Annotated in this window: 16 protein-coding genes and 1 tRNA gene; 11 read left to right on the top strand and 6 right to left on the bottom strand. The window is 71.8% G+C overall.

Annotated elements, in window-relative coordinates; genetic code table 11:
• Positions 1-160: 160 nt before the first annotated feature.
• On the top strand, positions 161-538 hold the full coding sequence (locus tag WME95_RS33625; RefSeq protein WP_437903454.1) for a hypothetical protein: 378 nt from the start codon (positions 161-163) through the stop codon (positions 536-538).
• Positions 539-782: 244 nt separating this feature from the next.
• Positions 783-2,291, top strand: coding sequence for a hypothetical protein (locus WME95_RS33620; protein ID WP_437903452.1), 1,509 nt, complete (start codon positions 783-785; stop codon positions 2,289-2,291).
• A 210-nt stretch (positions 2,292-2,501) separates the two neighbouring features.
• On the opposite strand, the gene WME95_RS33615 is transcribed toward WME95_RS33620, so the two are convergent.
• A complete protein-coding gene (locus tag WME95_RS33615) occupies positions 2,502-3,593 on the bottom strand; it encodes a peroxiredoxin-like family protein (protein ID WP_437903450.1) in 1,092 nt (363 codons plus the stop codon).
• Between the two features lie 88 nt (positions 3,594-3,681).
• Between WME95_RS33615 and WME95_RS33610 the strand changes: the two genes are divergently transcribed.
• From WME95_RS33610 to WME95_RS33595, 4 genes are all read left to right on the top strand, one after another.
• Positions 3,682-4,596, top strand: coding sequence for a LysR substrate-binding domain-containing protein (locus WME95_RS33610; RefSeq protein WP_437903448.1), 915 nt, complete (start codon positions 3,682-3,684; stop codon positions 4,594-4,596).
• Entirely contained in the window at positions 4,593-4,892 is a 300-nt protein-coding gene (locus tag WME95_RS33605) for a hypothetical protein (RefSeq protein ID WP_437903446.1), read from the top strand. The genes WME95_RS33610 and WME95_RS33605 overlap by 4 nt, the downstream gene beginning before the upstream one ends.
• Positions 4,893-4,989: 97 nt before the next feature.
• Positions 4,990-5,072, top strand: a tRNA-Leu gene (locus tag WME95_RS33600).
• A gap of 432 nt (positions 5,073-5,504) precedes the next feature.
• Positions 5,505-5,705: a hypothetical protein gene (locus WME95_RS33595; protein WP_272095040.1), complete on the top strand. Its 201-nt coding sequence runs from the start codon at positions 5,505-5,507 to the stop codon at positions 5,703-5,705.
• A 222-nt stretch (positions 5,706-5,927) separates the two neighbouring features.
• On the opposite strand, the gene WME95_RS33590 is transcribed toward WME95_RS33595, so the two are convergent.
• Both WME95_RS33590 and hutH read right to left on the bottom strand, forming a co-directional pair.
• The gene (locus WME95_RS33590) at positions 5,928-6,275 is read right to left on the bottom strand and encodes a hypothetical protein (RefSeq protein ID WP_231864341.1); all 348 of its coding nucleotides are present in this window, start codon (positions 6,273-6,275) and stop codon (positions 5,928-5,930) included.
• Between the two features lie 107 nt (positions 6,276-6,382).
• Complete coding sequence (hutH, locus tag WME95_RS33585; protein WP_437903444.1) at positions 6,383-7,927, bottom strand: histidine ammonia-lyase; 1,545 nt, start codon at positions 7,925-7,927, stop codon at positions 6,383-6,385.
• Positions 7,928-8,164: 237 nt separating this feature from the next.
• On the opposite strand from hutH, the gene WME95_RS33580 reads away from it, so the two are divergent.
• Together WME95_RS33580 and WME95_RS33575 are read left to right on the top strand one after the other, a co-directional pair.
• Positions 8,165-9,964: a hypothetical protein gene (locus WME95_RS33580; RefSeq protein ID WP_437903443.1), complete on the top strand. Its 1,800-nt coding sequence runs from the start codon at positions 8,165-8,167 to the stop codon at positions 9,962-9,964.
• A gap of 143 nt (positions 9,965-10,107) precedes the next feature.
• A complete protein-coding gene (locus WME95_RS33575; protein ID WP_437903442.1) occupies positions 10,108-11,097 on the top strand; it encodes a D-cysteine desulfhydrase family protein in 990 nt (329 codons plus the stop codon).
• A 14-nt stretch (positions 11,098-11,111) separates the two neighbouring features.
• Here WME95_RS33575 and WME95_RS33570 read toward each other — a convergent pair whose 3' ends face one another.
• A complete protein-coding gene (locus tag WME95_RS33570) occupies positions 11,112-11,888 on the bottom strand; it encodes an NTP transferase domain-containing protein (protein ID WP_437903440.1) in 777 nt (258 codons plus the stop codon).
• A gap of 180 nt (positions 11,889-12,068) precedes the next feature.
• Here WME95_RS33570 and WME95_RS33565 point away from each other — a divergent pair, with 180 nt between their 5' ends.
• Positions 12,069-12,842: an acyl-CoA desaturase gene (locus WME95_RS33565; RefSeq protein ID WP_437903439.1), complete on the top strand. Its 774-nt coding sequence runs from the start codon at positions 12,069-12,071 to the stop codon at positions 12,840-12,842.
• Positions 12,843-12,920: 78 nt separating this feature from the next.
• Here WME95_RS33565 and WME95_RS33560 read toward each other — a convergent pair whose 3' ends face one another.
• Complete coding sequence (locus tag WME95_RS33560; RefSeq protein WP_437903437.1) at positions 12,921-14,015, bottom strand: hypothetical protein; 1,095 nt, start codon at positions 14,013-14,015, stop codon at positions 12,921-12,923.
• 128 nt (positions 14,016-14,143) lie between these two features.
• Here WME95_RS33560 and WME95_RS33555 point away from each other — a divergent pair, with 128 nt between their 5' ends.
• The gene (locus tag WME95_RS33555) at positions 14,144-15,061 is read left to right on the top strand and encodes a TIGR01777 family oxidoreductase (RefSeq protein WP_437903436.1); all 918 of its coding nucleotides are present in this window, start codon (positions 14,144-14,146) and stop codon (positions 15,059-15,061) included.
• Between the two features lie 632 nt (positions 15,062-15,693).
• On the opposite strand, the gene WME95_RS33550 is transcribed toward WME95_RS33555, so the two are convergent.
• Positions 15,694-17,550, bottom strand: coding sequence for a HEAT repeat domain-containing protein (locus WME95_RS33550; protein WP_437903434.1), 1,857 nt, complete (start codon positions 17,548-17,550; stop codon positions 15,694-15,696).
• A 381-nt stretch (positions 17,551-17,931) separates the two neighbouring features.
• Here WME95_RS33550 and WME95_RS33545 point away from each other — a divergent pair, with 381 nt between their 5' ends.
• A complete protein-coding gene (locus WME95_RS33545; protein WP_437903432.1) occupies positions 17,932-19,170 on the top strand; it encodes a glycosyl hydrolase family 18 protein in 1,239 nt (412 codons plus the stop codon).
• Positions 19,171-19,356: the final 186 nt, after the last annotated feature.

Here is a 19,356-nt window from a genome sequence, read left to right as displayed (position 1 = left end):
CGAGAGGATATATCGAGCTCGGTGGTTCATGTTCCTTGTCCCTTCCCAAGAAGACTTGGTTCCTTGAGAGCCCACGGTCGCCTGGATACCGCCCGCGATCGCCCGATACCTCCGCAGCGACAGAGCGCTGGGCGCGCATGGTCTCCCATGGTGCACCGATATGCGAATCCGTTTGCAATTGCAACACATTTGTCGCATCACCCGTGGCCTGGGCTCGGACGAGCGTTCAGGCGGCGCTCCGCGAGCTGCCTCCGATCTCGCCGGCGTACCGCAGGACGATGGGCTCCTCGAGGCGCGGCTTCTCAAGCGAGGACACCACCTGGCCGAGCAGGCGGCGGGCATGTTGCGATATGGGCCGGTGCCCGCTGCGCAGCAGCCCGACCACGTTGCCTGGCTCGAGACGAAGCTCGACGCCGTCCCTGCGCTTGCAGCGCGCGTGACGAACGATGCCGAGCACGGTCTCGCCGGCATAGCGGCGGTGCTCCCTGAGGTCGGCCTCGCGCGGGCCCCCTACGCACGCGGGCCGCCCCAGGCGTGAGCGCGGCCGCGAATCGCGGTAGAACACGGGGCGCCATGCCCCGCAAGCTCACCGGATCGCTCTTCCGCAACGACGCCGGTCGGTAAGCGCTGCATGAAGCGCCGTCGGCCCCAACCTCGGTCAGCTGTTGCAGAATGGGGTTGTCAAGCGGAGGGCAGCGACGTGGCCGAGCTCGATCACGTGGCTCGCGGGCCGCTCTCCGTTGAACGGCCCTGTACCCGCGGCGTAACATCGACGGAGAACCATGCGAAGCCCGAGCCTTACGTGCCTGTCCTCTGCGCTTTTGCTCGTCGCGGCCGGCTGCAGCGCCCCACAGCCAGAGGGCGCGCCGTCGGAGTCCTCCTGTCTCGAGCGCCTCGCCGCCGGTATTCCGGAGGTTGGCTGCGGGGTGTTCGTCGCCGGCTACACCCTGGGGGCGGATGACGAACACCCCGGCACGAGGTCCAGGCCGGTGCAGAGCCTGGACCGCGGCATCGAGCTCGCGAGCACCGGGCGAGGACGCGTCTTCGTGTGCAACCAGTCGTTCCGTGCTCCCATCTGGCTGCCGTCCGGCGTGGATCTCGTCGGGGGATTCAACTGCACGACGTGGGAGCGTGAGAACGACGATCCCACGCGGATTACGTCGCTGAACTCGAGCTCCCGCTCCTTGACCGTCATGCCGCCGGGCCCCGGAGAGACGGGAGCCGCGGACGGGGTATCGATGATCATGGACGTGCAGCTCTGGGCGGAGGGCTCGACCGCGATGCTCGTCCAAGCCAATACGGACGTGGAGCTGATCCGGGGCCAGATTCACACCGGAGCCGGGAAGGCGGGCGACGACGGCTACCCGTGGCCCTCGCCGAACCGGGGAAGAGACGGACACGATGGGCAGGAGGGGGGAGACGCGTGCTCGGCGGCCACCGTTCCTGGCGGCGCAGCAGTGGAGAACCCGTGCTTCGAAGTCATCCCGAGCGCCGTCCCGAGCATCGGTGGCAAAGGAGGGGATGGGCTGCCCGACGCCGCTGGCGACGGCGAGTACGGGGAGCCGCGCGTGGCGGCCACCTCGACGGACGGACGGGGGGGAGCGGGGGAGGAGACGGACGCCCCTTGCGAAGCGGGTCGAGCCGGGCTCGATGGCGAGCCCGGTGCGCTGGGCACCGTCGATGGGGGCATCGGGGACATCACCCCGAGAGGGTGGGAAGGCGGCAGAGCCAGCTACGGAGGCGATGGCACGCCAGGCCAGGGCGGCGGCGGGGGCGGCGGTCGTCGGGGCGGGCTCGCCGTCTGCGATGCGGCGTCCAAGGGAGGCGCCAGCGGCGGCTCCGGGGGCGCTGGCGGCTGCGCTGGCCGAGGCGGCCGAGGGGGCGAGAACGGACACCCGACGATTGGCATCATCGCGCTTCACGCCAAGCTGACCGTGCGCGACACCTCGATCTGGACAGGCGAGGCCGGTCCGGGCGGCAATGCAGGCGCCCCCGAGAAAGCCGGCAGAGGCGGTCGAGGCGGGAAGGGAGGCGCCTTGGGTGACGGCACCCGGGCCTGTGCCGGTGGCGACGGGGGCGACGGAGGCCCCGGCGGCTACGGCGGCCCCGGACGCGGCGGCGACTCGATCGGCGTCGCCTACCTCGACGAGGATCGGCTCACGCTGGAGGGGCTCACGGTCGAGCTCGGGCCGCCGGGCAAGGGCGGTATCAGCTGGAACGTCGATGGCACGCTGGTGAGGGGACCGAGCGGCGAGGCCCACGAGACGCTTCGCTTCGCCGAAGCCGAATAGCCGCGGTCACGTCCGGGGGGGACGGCGCCGGCGAGGCCAGGTTCGAGGCGAAGCGGAGGGGGCCGCTCATGGCGGAGTTCGACGGGTTCAATGTGCAAGCTGCGGTAAGGATCGAGGGCTGGGACGATGAGGGCGAGAGCGGCTCGTCTTCCTGGCCATGACTTCGAGCAGACCGTCGAGGTTGTCGTTGGCCGAGCCCTCGGTGCTCCATCACGGCGCGCACACCTCGGCGGCCGCGCGCACGCTCGACACCGCAGGCGCACGCGTCAGCGCGAGGACCTCGTCGACCGACCACTGATCGCCCGCGTGCTCGCCGTACTTGCTCGCGAGCACGCAGCCGTCGGGCGCGACGAGGATGTCGGCCGGGAGCCCGAAGCGACCGCCGGTCGGGATCAGCGCGGGCGGCCGCTCGCGTCCGCGCAGGATCGCGATCGCGCTCCGCGCCACCGAGCGGACGATGGTGGGCCACACGCGCGGATCGAACACCGAGAGGAGCGACGGCTCGGCGCCGAGCTCCGCGTACAGCCGCTTCTCGGGATCGGGCACCACCGCAAAGGGGAGCCCGCCGGCGTGGAGCCGGAGCTCGTCGGCGCTCGAGTGGAACACGACCACCTCGCGGATCCCGGCCGCTGCGATCTCGTCGTGACGGACGGTGATCGAGCGGAGGTGGAGGTTGCACACCGGACAGCCCGCGAAGCGACGGAGCTGGAGGTGCACGATCCGCGTGGGATCGGGGATGCGGATCCGCTCGCCGTGGACACCCACGAGCTCGCGCGCGCCGAGCACGGCCCCGGGCGCGAGCCTCGTGACACGGCGGCGCAGGTCGCCGATCAGGCCGAGGGCCGCGATCGCGGTGATCGCCGCGGGGACGATCTGCCCGACGCCGGTGATCTCGAAGAAGGCATCGCTGGGGAGCTCGTAGGTGGGCGGCGGGAACATCCGGAGGAGCAGGTCGCGAGGCGCGCCCGCGAAGAAGAGGACGTTCTTGGCGAGGTGGTTGTATGCACCCTCGAAGAGCCCGATCGACGTCACCGGGAACGCGAGGGCGAGCGCTGCGAGCGAGCCCCCGGAGATGCGGCCGGCGCGCGTGCCCGGGCTCCGCCGGTACCCCGCGTACGCCAGCGCGATGGGGACGCAGAGCGCGAGCGCGACGGCGGCGCCGTGGAGGCGCCACGGCGTCGCGTACCGAACGCCGCCGTAGACGTGGTGGATCGCGGTCGCGACGAGCGTCGTGATCGCTCCGATGATGACCGCCCGGGCGCGCGGGCTGGGAGAGGTGGCGTCGACGTTCACGGTGCTCATGAAGAGCACCGTGGCTCGTGCGCGCGGCGCAAGCCATCGCCGAAGGCGAACAACTTTCGTGCATGATACGCATCAATCGAGGTGCGACATGGACCGGCTCGCAGCGATCGAAGCGTTCGTCGAGGCCGCGGAGCTCGGGAGCTTCACGCTCGCCGCGCGCCGGCTGCGCGTCACGCCGTCCGCGGTCAGCCGCCGCATCACGCAGCTCGAGGGCGAGGTCGGCGTGCGGCTCTTCCACCGCACCACGCGCGCGGTGACGCTCTCCGACGAAGGGCGCGCGTTCTTCGAGCGCGCCCGCGCCGCGCTGCGCGAGCTCGACGACGCGCAGCGCGCCACCTCGGGTCTGCGCGATCGACCGGCCGGGCTCCTCCGCGTGGAGGCGCCGACGGTGATCGGCCGTCACGTGATCGTGCCGGTGCTCGCGCGCTTCGCCGAGCGCTATCCCGACGTCGACGTCGAGCTCGTGCTGCGCGACGACCCCGCCGATCTCGCGTCGGAGCGGATCGACGTCGCGGTCCGGCTGGGCACGCTGCCGGACTCGGGTCTGATCGCGCGCCCGGTCGGCCGCTCTCGGATGCTCGTCTGCGGCGCGCCGGGCTACCTGCGCGAGCACGGCCGGCCTCGCACGGTCGACGACCTCGAGCGCCACGTGCGCCTCGGGTACGCGCTGCACGGCCGGCTCATCCCGTGGCGCCTCCGCGACGGCGTGAAGGTGCGCGAGATCGCGCCCACGCGGCGCCTCGTCGTCGACGACGGCGAGGCGCTGATCGAGCTGGCGATCGAGGGCGCCGGCCTCGCGTGGCTCTGCGACTTCATGCTGGCGCGCGCGGGCAAGGCGCGGAAGCTCGTCGAAGTGCTCCCGGACACCGCGTGCGATGCGGTCGCGATCTCGGTCGTATCGCTCCCGACCCGCCACGTCCTGCCGAAGGTACGCGCCTTCACCGATCACCTCCGCCGCGCCCTCGCGCCCGACGGCGCGGCGAAGCGGCGCTCTACGCGATGATTGAGAAGAGCCTCGCCTGCGCCCGGATCGGCGCCGTCTTCGTGCCGCAGAACCTCGGGGGCGGCTCGGGCCCGTACGAGGCGCGCTTTCGGTCCGAGGACTCCGACGAGCGCCAGCAAGTCCGCGCCCACGACACGCGCTCAACCTTCATCACTGTCGCTCTGGCGAACGGCCGCAGCGAGACCTGGGTGGCCGACAGAACCGGCCATCGATCGAGCGTGATGATCCAGAGATCCCGCCGAGCCGCCAGGACGTTTGCAGAGCTGGGCCTTGGCGAGCTAGCTTCCCTCGCCTAGGCGATCCCCGAGCTCGCCGGAAACGGCACAGGAAACGGCACAGACGAAGGCGAGCGTGGGCTCCCAAAAGTAAAAATCAAAGTAATATCAACAACTTGGCCCCGTGGCGAAATGGCAGACGCGGTGGATTTAAAATCCGCGGCCCTTACGGGCGTCCCGGTTCGAGTCCGGGCGGGGCTACCTCGTAGGTGCGGCGCGCCGAGCTGGCGGGCGGTTACGCGATCTGGAGCCGCGGTACCCCCATCGACCAGGAGCCTCCAGCTCGATTGAGCTTCAACCCGCACCGGCACCCCGGCACCCGGAGCCTCACACCCTCCGAAGTTGCCCGAGGTTGCGCAGCGCGCTTCGTGGTGTGGGGAACCGGGCGGGAGCGTCGGGTCGACCTCGCGCCCAGCGGCGGCTCACTGCTGGCCGCCTCGAACGGGACCAGGTCGCGCAGGTCGCGCACCACGCCTCGTGGCGCTGACGTGCCCGGAACGCCCCATGCCCGTCACGGTCTGATGGGAGCCTGCCATGGTCCGGCGGGAGCCCGATGGGAAACGGTGCGCGGCCACGCTCGTGTCCTCTGGGCTCGACAAGCCGAGTGGATTCGAGTAATGGGAGCGCCACTCCATGGATCTGGACATCGACTGTTTGCGTGAGGCGAAGGTAGAGAACGTAGAACGTCTCGCGCACGCTCTGGGCGTCAAGCTGCCCGAGCACAAGCGCCACGACAGGCGCGCCTACAACCGTGAGCTCATCCGCGTGGTGATGCAGGGCATCCGGCGCGACGCCGAGCGGTCGCGTGGCCGCAGGTTCTTCGGTCGCAGCTGACGATTCCAGCCCTACAGTAGGCCACCGAAGGACGCTGGCCGACACTGTCCCTCTCCCGCTCCTGGCAAGACGGCAGTTCTCCGCACCGATCGGAGAATCGCGCTCCGGGGGTTTGATCCTTCTCGAAAGCCGCCCCTAGCGGCCTATCACCCCCCAGCGGCCTCCCGTCGCCCCCCCACGCCCGGCGGCCACCGCCTCGCGGCCCACCGCCTCCCCAGCCGCCTACCGCCCCTGCGGCTTGCTCCGCAGGGTCAGCCGGCTCCCGGTGACCCGGCTCCGTGCCGCCATCAGGAGCGGCGCCGCGGGTGTGAGCGGATCCACCAGGTCGTTCACCTGGAGCATCGCCCTGTCCGCCACCTTCCAGGCCGCCGACAGCCCCGACGCCCCCTGTTGGGGCGACCCGGCGAGATCCAGCGCCCGGCTCAGCTCCTTGCCCACCTGCGCGATGCGAGCGAGCTCCTCCCGCGACGACCCCCCCTCCTTCGCCGCCGCGTAGATCGTCCGCACCACCCCGAGCAGATCCCGCACGGCATCGAAGGGAAACGGCGGGACGCTGACCGGAATCGGCACTGAGCCAATGTACAGCAACTCGCCCCGCAATGGACCGATCGCATTCCCTTATCTCGCGTAAGATTTCCTCTAAATCGTCTTAGATGTAACTTCAATAACAGAAATAATCAGTTGAGCGGCCCCACCGCCTCCTCCACCGCGGCGAGGAGCGCCCCGCTCTGGATGAGCTCCGCGGCCGCCGCGATGTCGCGGTAGAGGGGGCGGTCCTCGGTGAGCCCGGGGACCACGCGGCGGATGGCGGCGTGGGCGGCGGCGACGCCCGCGCTGGGGCGGAGCGGGAGCCGCTGGTCCACGCCCTGGGCCGCCGTGATGAGCTCGATCGCCAGCGAGCTCCGGACGTTCTCGATCACCTGCGCGAGCTTTCGGGCGCTGATGCTGCCCATGCTCACGTGGTCCTCGCGGCCGGCGCTCGACGGGATCGAGTCGACGCTCGCCGGGTGGCAGAGCACCTTGTTCTCGCTCACCAGCGAGGCGCTCGCCACCTGGGCGATCATGAACCCCGAGTGCAGCCCGCTGTGCGGCGCCAGGAACGGCGTGAGCCCTGTCGAGAGCGCGGGGTTGACCAGCTGCTCGACCCGCCGCTCGCTGATGTTCGCGAGCTCCGCCGCCGCCATCGCGGCGAGATCCAGGGCGAGCGCGACCGGCTGCCCGTGGAAGTTGCCGCCCGAGATCAGCTCGGCGCCGCCATCCGGCCCGTCCCCGAGGAACACCGTGGGGTTGTCCGTGACGCTGTTGACCTCGCGGGTCAGCACCTCGGCGGCCCAGGCGACCGCGTCGCGCGTCGCGCCGTGGACCTGGGGCATGCAGCGGAGCGAGTAGGCGTCCTGCACCCTGGGGCAGTCCGCGTGGCTCTGCATGATCTCGCTGCCCCCGAGCAGCGCGCGCAGGTTGCCGGCCGTGCCGGCCTGACCCGGGTGCGGGCGGACGCGCATCAGCCGCTCGTCGAACGGGCGCTTCGAGCCCATCAGCGCCTCGAGGCTCACCGCGCCGGCGATGTCCGCGACCGTGCAGAGCGCGGCCGCGTCCCGCAGCGCCAGCGCGCCGAGCGCGGTCATGTACTGGGTCCCGTTGATCAGCGCGAGCCCCTCCTTCGCCGCGAGCTCGATCGGCGCGAGGCCCGCCTTCGCGAGCGCCACCGCGCTCGGCATGAGCTGCCCCTCGAAGCGCGCCTCGCCCTCGCCGATGAGCGTCAGCGCGAGGTGCGCGAGCGGCGCCAGATCGCCCGATGCGCCGACCGACCCCTGCGCCGGGATGCGCGGGCTCACGCGGCGCTCGAGCAGGGCGGCGAGCAGATCGAGCACCTCCGTGCGCACCCCCGAGTGCCCCAGCGCGATCACCTGCGCGCGCAGGACGATCATGGCGCGCACCTCGGCCTCGCCGAGCTCCGGCCCGACCCCGCAGGCGTGGCTCCGCACGAGGTTGCGCTGGAGCGCCCGGATGTCGTGATCCGCGATGCGCGTCTCCGCGAGCGCGCCGAAGCCGGTGTTGATCCCGTACACCGCCGGCGCAGCGTCGCCCGCCGCCGCGATCGCGTCGATCGCCCGGCGCGAGGCCGCCGCCCGCTCGCGCGCCTCGGCGCAGATCGCCACCGGACGACCGCGCCGCGCGACCTCCTCGAGATCCGCGAGCGAGAGCGATCGGCCGAGGAGCAACGGACGTGACGGACGCGACGGATCTGACGGAGGCGGAGGAGGCGGCGAAGAAGGAGAACCAGCGGCGGCGCTCGGCGTGGAAAGGGTCACGAAGGCGCACGCTAGAGCGGCGGATGCCCCGCGAAAAGCCAGCTGCTCGCCGTTGGCGGAAGAATCCAGTGCCCCGCGGGGATCGATCCGCATATCCTTCGGGCGCGCGTTCCCGGCCGGGCGCTGGTGAGCGGCTGCTTGCTTCCGATGCGCTTCGCCTTCGTCACCCTCGCCCCCCTTGCGTTTGCTGTCGCGCTCGCCTCGCCGAGCGCTGCTCAGCCCGTCGAAGGAGCGAGCTCCGGGCACGGCTCGCCGAGCGCCGCTCAGCCCGTCGAAGGAGCGAGCTCCGGGCAAGGCTCTCCGCCAGCCCCGCCGGCCGCGCCGGCCGCGCCGGCCGCGCCAGCCGCTCCGGCCGCCGACGACTTCGAGGAGCGGCTCGTGCTCGACACCGGCCGCAAGCCGCCGCCCCCGCCGGATCCCACCCGGTCGACGTTCTCGCTGCAGGGCGAGTACCAGCTCCGCTACCGCGCCATGAGCGATCTGCCGCTCCGGGCGCCGCCCCTGTCGGCTCCGGGCGCGACGACGCTCGGGCAGAGCCAGTACATCGCCCACTGGCTGCGCCTCTCGCCGCGCTTCCACTTCAAGGACAAGGCCTCGATCGTGGCGCAGATCGACGTCGTCCGCGGGCTCATCGCCGGGGACACCACGCGTGACGTCGAGCAGGTGCGCGACGCGCGCGCCGCCCTCGCGTGGTACGAGGTGCACCCGCGCACCCTCTACCTGGAGCTGCCGTGGGCGCTCGGCGTCGTCCGGGTGGGCCAGCAGAGCGCGCACTGGGGGATGGGGCTGGTCGTCAACGACGGCGAGCACGCGAGCGTCTTCGGCGACCACGAGCGCGGATCGCTCATGGAACGCGTCCTCTTCGCGGCCACGCCGATGGGGAAGGGCGGGCCGCTCCACGTGACCGTCGCGGCCGACCTCGTGTTCGAGGACAACGCGGCCGACCTGCTCGGAAACGACGTCGAGGGGCAGGACGAAGGCGAGGGCGATCGCGCTTTCCAGGCGGTCGTGTCCGCGCTCTGGCGAGAGCGGCGCGGCGAGATCGGGATCTACGGCGCCATGCGGCGGCAGGCGCGCGAGCGCCGCGCGAAGACGAGCGCGGCCCGGTTCAACGAGGTGCTCACGGCCGGCATCCTCGACGTGGCAGGCAAATTCAACGCGCCGGTGCCGGGGGGCGGCGCCCACATCTACGGCGAGCTCGAGGCCGCGGTGATCCTCGGGTCGGCGTCGTTCGCCCCGAGCGGGCCCCCGCCTCCTTCCGGCCGCGGGTTCGGGCGCTCGCCCGTGGTGGTGCGCTCGGTCGGCGGCGCGGCGACGCTCGGCGCGGTGCACGTCGCGGGCCGCGGGGGGCGGCCAGCCGGGCGGTGGGGGCGCGTCGTCACGGAGATCGAGGCCGGCTACGCCTCGGGCGACGACGACCCGACGGACGGCGTGTCGCGGCGCTTCACCTTCGACCCGAGCCACAACGTCGGGCTCCTCCTGTTCGACGAGGTGCTCGCCTGGAAGACCGCGCGCGCCGCCACGATCGCCGAGCGGGAGCTCTTCGCCGCGTCCCCCGAGCCAGGCATCAGATCGCTGCCGTCCAAGGGCGGCGTGCCCGGCGCCGCCTACGTGAACCCGCGCATCCTCGTGCGGCCGGCGCGCTGGCTCGACCTCAAGGCGGGCGCGGTCATCGCCGAGGCGACCTCGGATCTGGTCGATCCTTACGGCGCCCCGCGGGCGGGCGGCAGCCTGGGCAACTACGACGGCGGCGACAGCCGCCGCCGCGATCTCGGCGTCGAGCTGGACCTCGGCGTCGACGCGCGCATCGCGATGGGCAGGCTCGTCACCCTCCAGTTCGGCACCGAGGCCGGGGTCCTGTTCCCGGGCGGCGCCTTCGACGACGCCGCGGGCGCCGAGCTCCCCGATCAGTACCTGCTCACGCTCAAGCTGGGCGTGATCCACTGAGCTGGCCAGGGCGCGCCGGGCCCTCGGCCGAGCTCGCGCGGGACACAGCAGACGAGGGCCGCCCAGGGTGCTAGAGGGCGGTTGCGAGGGCGGCCCGCCCGCGCACAGCAGCGGGCGCCCCTGGCAGACAGAGGGGAGAAACGATGCGCAAACGACTCGCGCTGAGCCACCTTCCGACACCGATCCAGCGCCCGCAGCGGCTCGCCGAGGCGCTCGGCGTCGACCTCTACGTGAAGCGCGACGACATGACGGCGGGCGCGGAGGCCGGCAACAAGATCCGCAAGCTCGAGTACCTGCTCGCCGCCGCGCGGGAGGAGGGCGCAGGCTGCGTGATCACCTGCGGCGGCCTCCAGTCGAACCACGCGCGCGCGACCGCGCTGGTGAGCGCCTCGCTCGGCCTGCGCTCGGTGCTGTTCCTGCGCACGAGCGATCCGTCGGCGGCCGCGCCGCTCGAGGGCAACGTGCTGCTCGACCGGCTCGCCGGCGCGGAGATCCGGCTGATCTCGCCCGAGGCGTACAGGGACCGCGGCGCCCTGATGGCCGAGGCCGCCGCCGAGATCCGCGCGGCGGGCGGACGGCCGTACGTGATCCCCGAGGGCGGCTCGAACGGCCTCGGCGCGCTCGGCTACGTGCGCGCGATGGAGGAGATCCGGAAGCAGCTCGATCTCGGCCTCGCGGGGGGCAAGCCGTTCGACGTCATCGTGCACGCGTGCGGCTCCGGCGGGACGGCGGCGGGCACGGCGCTCGGCGCGGCCCGCTACGAGGTCGCCGGCGAGGTGCGCTCGATGGCGGTCTGCGAGGACAGGGCGACGTTCGCGCGGATCGTGGTCGGGATCATGGACGACGCGCGCGCGCTCGATCCGCGCCTCGGCTCGCCCGCCCACCTCGTGATCGACGACTCGGCGAAGGGCCCTGCCTACGGGGTGTCCACGCCGGAGCAGCGAGCGCGGATCCTCCAGGTGGCGCGGCTGTCGGGCCTCGTCCTCGACCCCGTGTACACGGGCAAGGCGTTCTCCGGGCTCTGGGACCTGGCCGAGCGAGGCGAGCTCTCGGGCAAGCGGGTGCTGTTCCTGCACACCGGCGGTCTCCCCGGCCTCCTCGCCCAGGGCGCGACCTTCGCCGACGCCCTCTAGAACGGATCAGAGCCTCAGGGCGCGCCGCGCCACCACGCGTCGGCCATCGACGCGTCTTCCAGGGTGTCGATCTCCATGTAGCCGCCGTGGGTGTCGAGCTTGTGGAGGTCGGCGCCGGACTCGATCATGTGCTGGAGCAGATCGATGAGGTAGGCCCGCTGGAACGTGCGGCCCTCGCGGAACTCCGGCCGCTCCGAGAAGGCGTCGCGCGCGGCGTCGAAGGCGGCCAGGAACTGCCCGGCGCCCCGCGCCGAGAGCTTCATCACCCCGATGAACTCGCCGGTCGCGGACTCCGAAGGGATGCGGCGCGAGATCTGGAGGACGCGATCCCCCCCGGGGCCGCCGGCGCGGAGCTTCTCGGCGTCGGTCTCGGGGTGCTGCGAGCGGCCCACGTAGCGGCGCCGCCAGTCCGTGTCGCAGGCGAGCGCGATGTCGTGCGGAGAGCGGACCAGCCCCGCCACGATCTCGGGCCGGTAGACGATGTCGGCGTACGTCGAGACGAAGCCGCCCTCGAGGTGCTCGCGCGCGCAGAGGAGCGAGAGAAGGATGTTGTTCTGCTCCCAGTCGCGGTTCTCGACGTACGTCAGATCCGGGTAGGCGGCCCGGATGACGTCGGCCTTGTAGCCGCAGACGAACACGATGTCCGACCGCCGGAAGCCGCCCGCGGCGAGCGCCTCGAGGATGCCGTCGAGCATCGGGCGCCCGAGGATCGGGACCAGCGTCTTCGGCAGCTCTTCGGTCAGATGACGCAACCGGCTGCCCCGGCCCGCACCGATGATCACGGCCTTCACGACACCGCTGTTACCATGAACGGACTCGATCAATCACGGACAATCACGGGAATTTCCGCGGAATCCCTCGGAATCTCGCGAAGATAGAGGTGACCCGAGGCCGCGCGGATCCGGCGCCCGTTACGGAATCGTGACCGTGAGCTGACCCCCTGCCGCGCGTCACCGGGTTAGGACGCGAACATGGAGATCGCGATCGTTCTCATCGCCCACTCTACGCTCTCGGTCTTTTTCCAGACCTTCTTCCTGCACCGGTACGCCTCGCATCGGATGTTCACGATGTCGAAGCCATGGGAGCGGATTTTCCACTTCCTCACGTACCTCACGCAGGGCTCGTCGTACCTCGTGCCCTGGGTTTACGCGATCTTGCACCGCATGCACCACGCGTACAGCGACACGCCGAAGGATCCGCACTCGCCGCGGTACTACTCGAATGTCGTCCGGATGATGCTGGACACCGCGCACCGCTACGACGCGATCTACGACGGCACGGCCGACGTGGAGCCGCGCTTCCTCGGCGGCTACCCCGAGTGGCCCGCGCTCGACCGCATCGGCAACGCGTGGATCGGCCGGCTCGCGTGGGGCACCGGCTACGTGCTCTTCTACGTGGCCTTCGCCTCGCACTGGTGGCAGTTCCTGTTCCTCCCGCTCCACTGGACCATGGGCCCGCTGCACGGGGCGATCGTGAACTGGTGCGGCCACCGCTACGGCTACCGCAACTTCAACAGCGACGACGACTCCCGCAACACGCTGGTCCTCGACTTCGTGACGCTCGGCGAGCTCTTCCAGAACAACCACCACAAGTACGCGATGAGCCCGAACTTCGCGGTGCGGTGGTTCGAGATCGACCCGGCCTATCAGGTCATCCGCGTGCTTGCCTGGGTGGGGATCATCCGGATGTCCGACAAGGTCCAAGTCGCCCGGCTCGAGCCCGAGGTCGCGCGGGCTGAAGGCTAGAGCGGTCCGCCGGCCGCGCGAGCAGCGCGGCCGGCCGTGGAGCGCGGCGCGCGGAGCCGAGGCCCCGCGCGCAAAGGCTCACTCGAACAGCTGCCGGAACGCGCCGGGGACGTCCTTCGGACCGATCTGCTCCTTGCGCTTGTTGAACTCCGGCAGACACGCCTGGTAGGCCGCGTCCACCCGCAGATCGCTCCCGTCCCAGCTCGGACGCCAGATCTCCATCGTCTCGCCCGCGAGATCGATGACGTCCTTGAACTGCCCGCGCTCCTTCAAGATCTGCGTGCTGAGCCCGTACATCAGCAGCCCGCCGGGGATCGCCCCGAGCGCCGTCGTGGCCAGGGCCGGATAGCAGATGCGCGCCGTCTTCGCCCCGAACCGCTCCCGGATCTCCGCCATCGTCTTGCGCTGGAGGATCTTCGCGCCGGCGAGCGGGCCCATCGCGTAGACCGGATCGTCGCTCGGGTAGTCGTAGTCGCAGAAGGAGACCACGCTCTCGCCCTTCGCGATGAGCCCCGCCGCGGCGAGCGGCTCGACCCACAGGAGCGACGACGTGCCCATGAACTTGTTGGTCCGCTCGATGTCCGCGTCGTTCGCGACGTCCACCTCGACGAGCCCGAGCTTGCGGATGTTCTCGGGGCGCGAGAAATCAGGGATCTGGAGCACCGGATCGAACGCGACGTCGAGGTCCTTCACCTTCGTCGGCCCGTGCTCCGCGTACCGCTTCATCGCGCCGGCCGCGATGCCGTTCACGAGGTGCACCGCCCGATACCGCTCCTTCAGCGCGGCGACGACCTCGTCGATCACCTGCGGCCTCGTGGCGTCGTTGTTCCAGAAGCGCGCGGTGAGCCCCTCGGCCGCCGCCGCGTCCGAGATCGCCTTCACGTGGTGCGGGCCGATCTGCATCTTCTCGCTGTCGAAGTGCACGGCGAAGACGGCGGCCCGCTCCCCGAAGAGCAGCTGCAGGGCGAGCGCCCGGGTCATGCCGTTCGAGCCGCCCAGGATCAGCACCGCCGTGTCCGGGGCGATGCGCGCGCCCGCCGGGCTGATTCGGGCGCGGTGCGCCGCGAGCTGCTCGGTCGCCACGCGCGCGCCGTGCTCGGCCAGCGAGCCCACGAGCGAGCGGCGATCGAGGCCGCCGAGAGGAAGCTTCTTGAAGGTCTCTAGGTCATCCATCACGTCCCGCGTCTTACCGTCTCCAGCGCTCGGCGTCACGACTGGACAGCTGCAGGCCGTCCGAGCGCTCCCGGAGCGGCGCTCGAAGGGAAGCCCCGCCTCCGTCCGAGCCGTGATAGATAGATCGCGTGAAGACGGTTCTTGTCACTGGCGGCAGCGGGTTTATCGGGCGCGGTCTCGTGAAGGATCTGCTCGCGCGGGGTGATCGGGTGACGGTGCTGACGCGCGACGTGGCGCGGACGCAGGCGGCGCTGCCCGAGGCGCGCGTCGTGTCGTGGAGCTCGGACGCCCCGGGGCCGTGGTTCGAGGAGGTCGACGGCGTGGACGCGGTCATCCACCTCGCGGGCGAGACCATCGTCAAGCGGTGGACCGAGGAGGCGCGGCGCGAGATCCTGAGGAGCCGCGTCGACACGACCCGCCTCATGGGCGAGGCGATCGGCAAGGCCAAGCGCAAGCCGAGCGCGTTCCTCTGCGCGTCCGCCGTGGGCTACTACGGCCCGCAGCCGGGCGACAAGGTGCTCGACGAGGACGCGGCGCCCGGCGAGGGCTTCCTCGCCGACGTCGTCGTCCGCTGGGAAGAGGCGGCCCGCGCCGTCGAGGAGCAGCACGGCGTCCGTTCGGTGCAGCTGCGCATCGGCGTCGTGATCGGCGAGGGCGGCGGCGCGCTCGACAAGATGATCGCCCCCTTCCGGTTCTTCCTTGGCGGGCCCGTCGGCGACGGAAAACAGGTCATCTCGTGGATCCACCGCGACGACGTCGTGGGGATGACCCTGCTCGCCCTGGACAACGACGCGGTGCGCGGCCCCTTCAACATGACCGCGCCGAACGCGCAGACCGGCGACGAGGTCGCGCAGGCGATCGGCGCGGTGCTCCACCGGCCGTCGTGGCTCCGCGTGCCCGAGGCCGTGGTGAAGCTGGGGATGGGCGACGCGGCCGAGATCGTCACCACCGGGCAGCGCGTCTATCCCAGGCGGGCGGAAGAGCTCGGATACAAGTTCCGCTACGCCCGCATCGTGCCCGCGCTCGAGTCGATCCTCCGCAGCTGAGCGCCCGCCCGCGGGTCGAGGTCGATCCTCCGCAGCTGAGCGCCCGCGGGTCGAGCTCTCGCCGCCCTGCGCCGGGGCGCGGCCGCGCTCCAGCCGCCGCGTCGCCGCCGGAGCGGCGCGCTCGAGGCGGGCAGCTGGGCGCCGCGATACGGCGCCCAGCTGCTGCCCACACGAGACAAGAGCCGCCGGTGGCGCGCTGAGAAGTCGACCTGTGTCGAGCAGCGCACCATCGGGAGCCCGGACGGCGGTTTCCCAGCGCTCCCCCAAGCGCTCCGTCCGCTTCCATGCTTACGTCATCGCGCTCCGAGAATCTCTCGGGATGAGTTGGATTGGCGCGTGCAGGGTATCCCGACTGGATGTCGACGTGCACCCTCCAGAAGCGCTGCGAGAACCAAACTCGTTAGGGGAATCCCTTTGCCGCAGCGCACAATCGCGGGGTTACTCGTCGTCCTCGTCTGAGGCTCGTCCGAGGCGCGGTTTCTGGTGCGTGAGAGAGGGGAGGAGCCAGGCGCAGTCTGCGCTCGCTGCCCGGACAGCGGATCACCCCCGAGCTGCTCCGTTGTGGTTCGGTGTGGAGCCCCGCGCGGCCGGCGGGCGTGCGGTCGTGCAGGCGCGAGGTCGTGCAGGCGCGCTCAGGGGCTGAGGCCACGACTCTGGAGGATCTCTCGCACCACCGCCTGCGCGGAGCCTGTCAGCTCGGAGAGCGAGCCGCGGGCGAGCTCCACGAACTTCATGCCGCGCACGCGCTTGAGCGCCTCGACGGCCACGGCGCGCTCCTCGGCGCCCTCGTGCTGGAGGATGCCGAGGAGCATCTCGCCGGCCTCGAGGGTGTCGATCTTCGCGATCGCCCGCACGGCGCTGGCGCGCACGGCGGCGGCCTGCGACTCGCGGTAGATGCGGGCGAGCGGATCGAAGGCGTGGGCGAAGCGGAGCTCTTCCAGCGCGCGGGCGGCCTCGTGGACCACGGTGGGGTCGGGATCCACGAGCGCGTCGCGGATGGTGATGAACGTGCGCTTGTAGAGGAAGTGGGAGAGCGCGCGGACGACGGCCACCCGGATCTTCGGCTCGGCGCGGCGGAACAGGCGCTCGAGCGGCGAGAGGATCGTGTAGAGCTCGACCGTCGCGAGCAGCTCCGCGAGGCTGATGAGCTGCTGCGCGGGGGTGGCCTCAGGCGTCGCGCCCTCGACGGCGAGCGCGGTGAGCCGGGCGAGCATGGCGCGGCGGCGGGTGACCTCGGACCACTGCGCTGGGTCGAGCACGATGTCGCCGCACGCCTGGGCGGCGCTGCCGGCCTGCTCCCACTCGACCAGATCGATGTGCCAGACGTCGGGGAAGCCGAGCTCGTGGCGGAGGTGCGCGGGCAGCGGCGCGGCGTCGATCGGCAGGTCCTGCGCGTTCACGTAGCGGCGGCCGGCGCGGGCGTAGTGCTTCTTCCGGGTCTCCTCGAGCGGCAGCTGCGTGAGGGCGCGGTAGACGCTGCCCACCTTGCTGTACTGCCCCGCCTCGCCGAGCGCGATCACGGCGGCGAGCAGCGCGTTCTCGGCGATCTCGGGCGGGGCGGCGCGCTTCTGCGAGACGGCGGACACCTCTTGCCAGAGGCGGGCCTGCGCGAGCACGGCGAAGTTGGCGACGGCGACGAGCCCCTCTTTCCGGGCGTACGCGGCCATCTCGCGGGCGAGCGTGGCGGCGGCGGAGATCTCGCCCTGCTTCTCGGCCGCGGCGACGGCCTCCTCGTAGGACTGGAGCGCGTAGTAGCGCAGGTGGTCCTCGCGCAGGATGCGGATGACGTTCACGTAGCCCTCGAGGACGTGCTCGAAGGCGCGGCTCTCGCGCCCGACGGCGATGAGGACCTGGTAGCAGTCGAAGGCGCGCTCGCGCTGGCCGATGGTCTCGTACCTGTCGGCGGCCTCCTCGAGCAGGTGGACGGAGGCGAAGACGGCCTCGCGCGCCGCCGCGGCGTCGCCCGTGCGGAGCGAGGTGCGGGCGAGGTTGAAGCGGGCGAGGCCGGCGGCGTAGAGGTCGCTGCCCGACGAGGAGAGCAGCTGGGCGAGGCGCGACCAGAGGGCGCGGGCGCGGGCGAAGTCCTGGCCGCGCTCGCGGGCGATGGCGGCCTGCGCGACGAGGCCGGCGGCCTCGTACTCGTCGGCGGCGCGGCCGTAGAGCCGCTTCTGCCGCTCGGGGTCCTGCTCGCGCTCGGCCCAGGCGAGCACGGTGCGCGCGCGGTCGATGGGCGGGACCTTGGCGATGAGCGGGCGCTGGCTCTGCTCGTTGCCGCCGTACCAGGAGACGGTGAGCGCGCTCCGCGCGTCGCCGAGCCGGACCAGCACGTCGCGGAGCTCGTCCGTCATGGCGACGTACTCCTCCTCGCGGGCGATGGTGTGCTGGAGGGCGCTGAAGAGCGCGTCGCGCGCGCGCGTGAGATCGCTCCTGGCCAGCGCGGAGCGGGCCTCGTCGCGGAGCTCGTGCAGGGGGCGGACGCCTTGGGTCATGCCGGGAGCGAGCGTAGTACACCGGCCCTGGCCGAGGGAGCCGCGGGCGCGTGCGCGGGCGACGTCGCTGGCCCGGCCGCCGGCGCCGCGAGGCGCGTGGGCGCGGCGTGAGGGGCGAGGGATCGAGGCATCTCCTCGAATTCTTCGGAAAATTCACAGGGAGACGGGGAGGCGGGGAGGGAAATTTCAAAATACTCCCTGTCTCCCCGTCTCCCTGTTCAATTTTCCGCTGAAAAGGGCTGCCAAATAAGGGGGATTCCTTAGGGGCGCGGGGATGGAGTAGCCGTCAAACGGCGCATCGCCGGCTCGGCGTGAGGCAGCCCGCGGAAGCGTGAGAACCGGGCTGTCGATGCGGCGGCGGGCTGCTAGAGCGCGGCCGATATGAAGCTGTTTCACCAGACTCTGATGCTCGCCTGCTCTGCCGCGTTCTCCATCTCTTGCGGTGGCGCGGGGGGCGAGCGCGCGCCGTTGCTCGACGAGGTGGGGAGCGCCGAGCTCTCCGCGTCGGCCGCGCCCGGGGCGCAGCGCGCGAGCCAGGCGACGCGCGCGCCGGGCGATCACCGCTTCTGCGGGTGGCTGCATGAGTTCCTTGGAGATCCCGAGTCGACGGAGCTCGGATACGACACCTTCGCGGCCCACGCCGGGGCGTTCGACGCCGTGCACCCGAAGTGGTGGCGCGTCGCCTCGCCGACCCGCTTCGAGAACCACCCGCGCGGCCGGGAGGCCCCGTTCGCCGGCTTTCACGACCGGCGCGTCCTTGACCGCACGACGCCCGGCGGCGCGCGGACCCGGCTCATCCCCCTCATCGCCGCGATCGACCGGCCCGACGTCGTCGCCGTGCACGCCATGCTCCACGATCCTGCGCTCCGGGCGAGGCACGTGGAGGGCATCGTCGCGCTCGTGATGGAGAACGGTTACGACGGGATCGACATCGATTACGAGCACCTCTCGTCCGTCCTCGGGCCGGGCGAGACCGTCCGGGCCGAGCAGGCCGCGTTCTCGGCGTTCATCGACCAGCTCGCGGGCGCCCTCCACGCGCGTGGAAAGGAGCTCTCGCTCGCGGTGCCGGCGGTCGCGTCCGCGAAGGGCGTATTCGACTACGAGGCGCTGAGCGCCTCGGCGGATCACGTGCACGTGATGAGCTACGACTACCACTGGCACGGCGGAGCGCACGTGGGCCCGGTCGCGCCGCTCGGCTGGCTCGAGGAGACCGTCTCGTACATCGGGTCGCTCGACGGCGGCGCGCGCCGCGAGAAGTTCATCTTCGGGCTGCCGAACTATGGTCTCGTCGGGCCCGAGGCGCCGGAGAGCGGGGGCGCCGTGGTGGGGTGCGAGCCGCTCAGCAAGTGCCTGGAGCTCGCGGGCGACGGCTACGAGACGAGCACCGGCCACATGAGCTGGTGCCCGGACGACGAGGGCGGGCGGCTCGCGGCGGGGAGATCGCCGAACCGGCTCCTCGCGAGCGGGGAGCGCGTCTTCTTCGAGGACCTCGCGTCGCTCGAGGAGAAGGTCGCCGTCGCCGAGCGGGGCGGGCTCGGCGGGGTGACGTACTGGAGCATCGGCGGCGAGCCGGGCGGGGCGGCGTTCTTCTCGATGATCGAGCGCCACTTCCCGAGGTGATCGCCGCGCCCCGCGGGCGCCTCGTGGTCCTGCCGGGACAGGCGCTCAGACCTTCAGGGAGGCGCCTCGGCGCTGGAGAGGGCAGGGGAGCGCGCGCCAGAGGACGGCCGCCGCGGTCGCGAAGGCGGGGGAGGTGTTCAGCGGCGGGGGCCGCGGCGTGGTAGGGTGCGCGCCGTCACAGCGAGA

The sequence above is a fragment of the Sorangium sp. So ce327 genome, from assembly GCF_051530205.1.
Classification (GTDB): Bacteria; Myxococcota_A; Polyangia; order Polyangiales; family Polyangiaceae; genus Sorangium; species Sorangium cellulosum_B.
The sequence above is the reverse complement of the archived record's forward strand: the minus strand, read 5'-3'. Positions and strand labels throughout refer to the sequence as shown.

Coding starts and splice junctions, on each gene's coding strand:
- WME95_RS33575 (WP_437903442.1), top strand. CDS start 10,108: ATGCGCAAACGACTCGCGCTGAGCCACCTTCCGACACCGATCCAGCGC.
- WME95_RS33625 (WP_437903454.1), top strand. CDS start 161: ATGCGAATCCGTTTGCAATTGCAACACATTTGTCGCATCACCCGTGGC.
- WME95_RS33620 (WP_437903452.1), top strand. CDS start 783: ATGCGAAGCCCGAGCCTTACGTGCCTGTCCTCTGCGCTTTTGCTCGTC.
- WME95_RS33565 (WP_437903439.1), top strand. CDS start 12,069: ATGGAGATCGCGATCGTTCTCATCGCCCACTCTACGCTCTCGGTCTTT.
- WME95_RS33615 (WP_437903450.1), bottom strand. CDS start 3,593: ATGAGCACCGTGAACGTCGACGCCACCTCTCCCAGCCCGCGCGCCCGG.
- WME95_RS33595 (WP_272095040.1), top strand. CDS start 5,505: ATGGATCTGGACATCGACTGTTTGCGTGAGGCGAAGGTAGAGAACGTA.
- WME95_RS33550 (WP_437903434.1), bottom strand. CDS start 17,550: ATGACCCAAGGCGTCCGCCCCCTGCACGAGCTCCGCGACGAGGCCCGC.
- WME95_RS33605 (WP_437903446.1), top strand. CDS start 4,593: ATGATTGAGAAGAGCCTCGCCTGCGCCCGGATCGGCGCCGTCTTCGTG.
- WME95_RS33580 (WP_437903443.1), top strand. CDS start 8,165: ATGCGCTTCGCCTTCGTCACCCTCGCCCCCCTTGCGTTTGCTGTCGCG.
- WME95_RS33560 (WP_437903437.1), bottom strand. CDS start 14,015: ATGGATGACCTAGAGACCTTCAAGAAGCTTCCTCTCGGCGGCCTCGAT.
- WME95_RS33610 (WP_437903448.1), top strand. CDS start 3,682: ATGGACCGGCTCGCAGCGATCGAAGCGTTCGTCGAGGCCGCGGAGCTC.
- WME95_RS33545 (WP_437903432.1), top strand. CDS start 17,932: ATGAAGCTGTTTCACCAGACTCTGATGCTCGCCTGCTCTGCCGCGTTC.